Origin of the sequence: Microcoleus sp. T2B6 (assembly GCF_036700475.1) — a bacterium.
Taxonomy (GTDB): Bacteria; Cyanobacteriota; Cyanobacteriia; order Cyanobacteriales; family Microcoleaceae; genus Microcoleus.
On record NZ_JAUBOZ010000003.1, the window covers coordinates 165,469 to 171,502 of the forward strand.

Below are 6,034 nucleotides of genomic sequence, written 5' to 3' on the forward strand. Positions count from 1 at the left end.
GTAGTAAGGACTTTAGTCCTGCATTCTTTGTTTCATATCCTTAGCAGCTAAAGCATAACCTCCATCAGCACCGTCTATAAAATGCACTTGGCGACCGTTGCGTTCAAACACCAAACAAGTCATCAACGCTCTGTCAGAAACGTGCAAACCGTAAACCAGCTTGCCTTCTCGGTAATTCCTTTCCAAGTACCCCGTCAATTTTTTTCGCCGCCACTCATTGCCCGAAATTACCATTCTCAACATATCATCAAATTTGCGGTAATCCGTAGCTGCGATCGCAATATCTTTATAAACTCCCCAATCTAACTCTTCTGTCTTAACCTTCAAATTCATTAGTAGCGAACCAAGCGCCGTCTCTAACTGTATTTTTGATAAATACATCTGGCGGTCTAACCAACTAGCATTGCTCGCCCTAACTAGAGTTTCTTTAATCAGCTTGGTGCTATTAAGTGTCAATTTAAGGTTTTTACTATCGATAGGATTTAAACAATTTTCCTTGCCGTAAATGTAGTTAATTTTTTTGATAATTTTTCTATATAATTGATGACTTTGCTGACCAAAATCTTCTCGCACCATTACCAGCAGCGTTACTATTTCCCCATACTTGCTGGGAATATCCTGCCACCGGCATTCCAATCCCGAAAAATCGGCTGTTGCAGAAATGCCCTTATTTTTAATACTGTAAATATTACCAGGCGCCGGATCTTTAATAAGTTCAGTAGCACGAGTTAAGCCGCCGCCACTAAAAACAGCTTGGCTGTAATTTTCTGAAACTTTAAACTTAGCTATTTTAACCGGATAATTAGCTGCCACAACTTGAACCGGGACGGCTCCAACTCGCAAATCCATGTCAAATTGAGTCTTAGCCATTTGTTGAGTGGCCAGCAAAGCAATCTTAGCAGCGGGTAAAAGCGATGGCCCCATTAAAAGAGAAGCGCCGTCGCCACCAAACACAAACGGAATCTCAGTTTTGCCTGCTACATTCAAAACAGCAACGATCGAACAAGCCCCCAATAAGTTAACTTCTTTGTATTTTCCCGCTTCAATCGCTTTTGTAGAACCGCGAATATCTGTGACAACAATGTACCAATCATCAGGTACGTCAACAAAATTACCCAGATCGGTAATCTTGATAAAATTGTCCAGTAAAGGTAATTGGGAATAGAAGTTTTCGGAATTCATGTTATCATTCTCCCGATTCGCGATTAAAATAAGTGAATCCTTTTAGCATTAGCGTTTGTAACCATTTGTGTCCCAATTACAGAAGCCCTCTCGTTCCCTCGCAGGGATTGCCGGCATTGTCGCAGTCGCCACTCTAATTAGCAAAGTCTTTGGATTGGTGCGCCAAATTGCGATCGCCGCAGCCTTTGGAGTCGGTGTCGCCGTCGATGCCTACAACTACGCCTACGTCATCCCTGGTTTCTTATTTATTTTGCTGGGAGGGATTAACGGGCCCTTTCACAGCGCCATAGTCAGTGTTTTAGCCCGCCGCGATAAAAAAGAAGCAGCACCCTTAGTCGAGACTATCACCACCTTAGTCGGGGGCTTGTTGCTGTTGGTAACAGTCGCTTTAGTTATTTTTGCCGATCCGCTGATCGATTTGGTGGCACCGGGATTAAATAGAACAGCAGAAGGCTTACAAATTAAAGCAATTGCCGTCCAGCAATTTCGGATTATGGCGCCGATGGCATTACTTTCAGGCTTAATCGGCATTGGTTTTGGTACTCTCAACGCTGCCGATATGTACTGGCTTCCTTCGATTAGCCCTTTATTTTCTAGCGTTGCACTTGTCGGCGGTTTGGGGATTCTCGCAATGCAACTCGGAGACAAAATAACTCAGCCAGAATTCGCACTAATGGGCGGCTTAGTGTTAGCTTGGGGAACTTTAGCGGGCGCAGTTTTGCAGTGGTTGGTGCAACTGGTGGCGCAGTGGCGCGCCGGCTTGGGAACATTGCGTTTGCGGTTTAATTTTAAACGGCCGGGAGTGCAAGAAGTAATTAAGGTGATGGTTCCTGCGACCTTATCATCAGGAATGCTACAAATTAATGTTTATACTGACCTATTTTTCGCATCCTACATCCCTCAAGCTGCCTCTGCGATGGGTTACAGCGGCTTGTTAGTTATGACGCCTTTAGGCATTATTTCTAATGTAATTTTAGTGCCATTTCTACCCATATTTTCTCGCCTCACCGATCCGAGAGATTGGCCGGAATTAAAAGCTCGAATTCGTCAATCTTTGATTTTGACGGCCCTTACGATGCTGCCGCTGAGTGCTTTAATGGTAACGCTGGCTGGGCCGATCGTCCGCGTGGTTTACGAACGCTATGCTTTCGATCGAGAGGCCTCGGAGTTTGTCACGCCGATCTTGATGGCTTACAGTATTGGAATGTTTGTGTATTTGGGACGCGACGTTTTGGTACGGGTATTTTACGCTTTGGGAGACGGAGAAACCCCTTTTCGCATCAGTATTATCAATATCTTTTTAAACGGTCTTTTGGATTATTTGTTAGTAGGAGCCTTTGGCGCGCCCGGATTAGTTTTGGCGACGGTGGGAGTGAATCTTATTTCGATGATTATGCTTTTGTACTGTTTAAATAAAAAGCTGGGTGGCCTGCCTTGGGGGGAGTGGAGTTTGCCTTTTCTGGGGTTAACTTCTGGCAGTTCTCTAACTGCTTTCGTTACCTTGGCTACTCTGCAAGCGTGTCAAAGAGTTTTGGGTACTGAAGGTTTGGTAATTCAATTAGTGCAGTTGAGTGTGGCAAGTTTTGTAGGGTTAGGGGTTTTTGCCCTGTTTGTCAGTCAGATGAAGTTGCCGGAAGTTGATATGTTTGTCGATCGCATTCGCGGTCGTTTTCGCAAATAAATATCCGAAATTGGCTGCAGATTCCAGGAATCAATAAAAGTGCGAGATCCCTTAAGTAGACAAAATACCATAAAGGGATCTCGTCCTTAAATCCAAATCAACACTCCGAAGCGTCCATCCGCGTATATCCGCCACCATCTGCGGTCAAAAATTCCAGAGTAATTAACAAGGGCGATGTCTAGATTCTCAAGATATCGTCAACCTTAATGCTGTCTGGCAAAATAGCAAATAAAATTCCGCTAAAAAAAATAATCCCTCATACCCACAGCGTCAGAGGGATATCTAAATTATGTCCTCATGGCAAAGATCCGACTTTTCCGACTTTAAGATCCGACTTTTCCGACTTTACAGAGGCAGGGGCCCGAAGCAACGATAGAGATAGGGAAAGCCAACCCACGATGTCTAGATTGTAAAGATATCGTAAACCTGGATGTTGTGTTGCGAAGTGTTAAATAAAAGTATGCTATAAAAGATATGTCTGTGGTATGATACATTTAGGTTGCATCTCATGTTAAAGGAGGCCATTACGCCACGAGGCCAGTGAACTCCCACTTCATATCAGGACTACCCCGCTCAGGCTCTACTTTACTGGCTGCACTACTACGACACAATCCCCGCTTTTACAGCGCTATGACTTCCCCTATTGGGGGCGGAAGTCGATCGAATGTTCTCAGCCATGACCGAAGATAATGAGTTTTCCATATTCATTTCCCCTGAACAAAAACAGGTACAGCTTATTACCACCCGCCAACTGATCGAGAAGTGATCACCGACACCAATCGCCGGTGATGCAGCAAATTGTCATTAATTCTGGAACTATTTCCCGAAGCCAAAGTGATCTGCTGTGTCAGAAGCATCGCTTGGATTATGGACAGCATAGAGCTACTAATTCGGCGCAACGCCTTTGATGTTTCCAGATTATTTATTTAATGCTCCAGCGGAACGGGCTAACAATTTTACCGCCCGATTTATTTAAGCAATAGAACTAATAAATTCTTCAGTCCTCATAGCGAGCACTTAAGATTTGAGGCGGGGGTTTCAACCCCAGCCAGACTTGGATGTAAACAATATATAGATATTAAGGATGTCAGGAATTATGAACCTACCAATCGCGAACAAGCAAATTATTTTCGTTGACTCCTCTGTACAAGATTATCAAAGCCTGATCCAAGGCATCGATCCCGCTCAAATTGTGATTTTAAATGAAAATTCCAGCGCGATCGACCAAATTACAAACGCCTTGGCAGATCAAAAAGATATTGAAGCAGTTCATATAGTTTCTCACGGAAGTGAAGGCAGTTTAAAACTCGGTGCAGACGTACTCAATGATAATAACCTAGAAACTTTCAGCACTCAGCTAAAACAGTGGGGAAATGCCCTGACAGCAAATGGCGATATCCTACTTTATGGATGCGATGTAGCAGCCGGAGAAGTTGGAGAAAACTTCGTAAAGCGCTTGAGTGAAATAACCGGGGCGGATGTGGCAGCATCTACCAATAAGACGGGGAATGCAGCACTAGGTGGCGACTGGGAACTGGAAAAAACCACCGGTTCAATTGAAGCTTCCCTTGCCTTGTCCAGCGAAGCAATGGCAACCTATACCGGTGTTTTTGCTCCGAAAGACACGGCCCTTAATCTCAACGGAGGTTACGTCGGTCTTCCGAGTCACCCAAATTTCAACATTGCCACCAATCGCCTAACCGTTGAAGCCTGGATAAAACCTAATTTTACCTCTGCTTGGGAAGCGATTATTGCTAAAGGAGATTCGGCGTGGCGGCTGGCGAGATTCTCAACATCCAACAGTCTGGAGTTCGCTTTCAACTCCTCTACAGGAGTTAAGTACGTTACAGGAACTGCAAACGTCAACGACGGTCAATGGCATCATGTAGCAGGCGTTTACGATGGTACTAACGTACTCCTATATATTGATGGTGTTCTGAACGCCCAATCAAACGTCGGCAGTGCCATTTTTTCTACCAATATTTACAATGTCCGAATTGGTAGCAATGAGGAGGTAAGTGGAACCAATTATAATGGTCAAATAGACGAAGTTCGAGTGTGGAACCTTGCCCGTACTGAAGCTGAAATTCAAGCCAACAAGGATATATCTATCAGCCCCTCTGCTGGGTTGATAGGTTATTGGAAGTTGGATGAAGGAACGGGTACTGTTGCAGCCGATACCAGTGGCAATAGCAACAATGCTACACTGACGGGTAGCGTCAACTGGACATTAGCTGACACCACAGCGCCGACAGCCGCCAGTTTCACCCCCGCAGACAACGCCACCAGTGTTGCAGTTGCTGCTAATTTAGTTGTCACATTGAGTGAAGCCGTACAAAAAGGCACTGGCAATATTGTCATCAAGAAAGTCTCCGACAACTCAGTTGTTGAAACCATTGATGTCACCTCAGCAAATGTCACCGTTACTGGTAGTAGCGTCACCATTAATCCAACGGCAGATTTAGCGCAAGGTACTGATTACTACGTAGAAATTGCCGCCGGTGCGATTAAAGACTTAGCTGGCAACAATTATGGCGGTACTACAGGCGCAACTGCTTGGAATTTCAGCACCAGTGGGATTCAATACTTACCAGGTTATTATCCCTTACCAGGTTATTATCCCTTACCAGGTTATTATCCCTTACCAGGTTATTATCCCGGTACTACTGCCACTGATACCACACCACCCACAGCCGCCAGTTTCACCCCCGCAGACAACGCCACCAGTGTTGCAGTTGCTGCTGATTTAGTCGTCACCTTGAGTGAAGCCGTACAAAAAGGCATCGGCAATATTGTCATCAAGAAAGTCTCCGACAACTCAGTTGTAGAAACCATTGATGTCACCTCAGCAAATGTCACAGTTAGCGGCAGTACCGTCACCATTAATCCCACAGCAAATTTAGTTGAGGGTACAGATTACTACGTAGAAATTGCCGCTGGTGCAATTAAAGACTTAGCAGGTAACAATTATGCCGGCACTACAGGTGCAGCCACTTGGAATTTCACCACCGTAGCTGACACCACACCACCCACAGCCGCCAGTTTCACCCCCGCAGACAACGCCACCAGTGTTGCAGTTGCTGCTAATTTAGTTGTCACCTTGAGTGAAGCCGTACAAAAAGGCATCGGCAATATTGTCATCAAGAAAGTCTCCGACAACTCAGTTGTAGA

The 6,034-nt window shown here is 45.0% G+C and carries 3 protein-coding genes; 2 read left to right on the forward strand and 1 reads right to left on the reverse strand.

Features of this window, described 5'->3' with window-relative positions:
- Positions 1 to 12 precede the first annotated feature (12 nt).
- Entirely contained in the window at positions 13 to 1,182 is a 1,170-nt protein-coding gene (locus QUA00_RS02450) for a DUF3095 domain-containing protein (RefSeq protein ID WP_333306422.1), read from the reverse strand.
- A 67-nt stretch (positions 1,183 to 1,249) separates the two neighbouring features.
- On the opposite strand from QUA00_RS02450, the gene murJ reads away from it, so the two are divergent.
- The gene (gene murJ, locus QUA00_RS02455) at positions 1,250 to 2,863 is read left to right on the forward strand and encodes a murein biosynthesis integral membrane protein MurJ (RefSeq protein ID WP_333306420.1); all 1,614 of its coding nucleotides are present in this window, start codon (positions 1,250 to 1,252) and stop codon (positions 2,861 to 2,863) included.
- Between the two features lie 1,096 nt (positions 2,864 to 3,959).
- Positions 3,960 to 6,034, forward strand: a 2,075-nt coding sequence (locus QUA00_RS02460; protein WP_333408588.1) for a DUF4347 domain-containing protein, incomplete at its 3' end; no start/stop codon positions are given.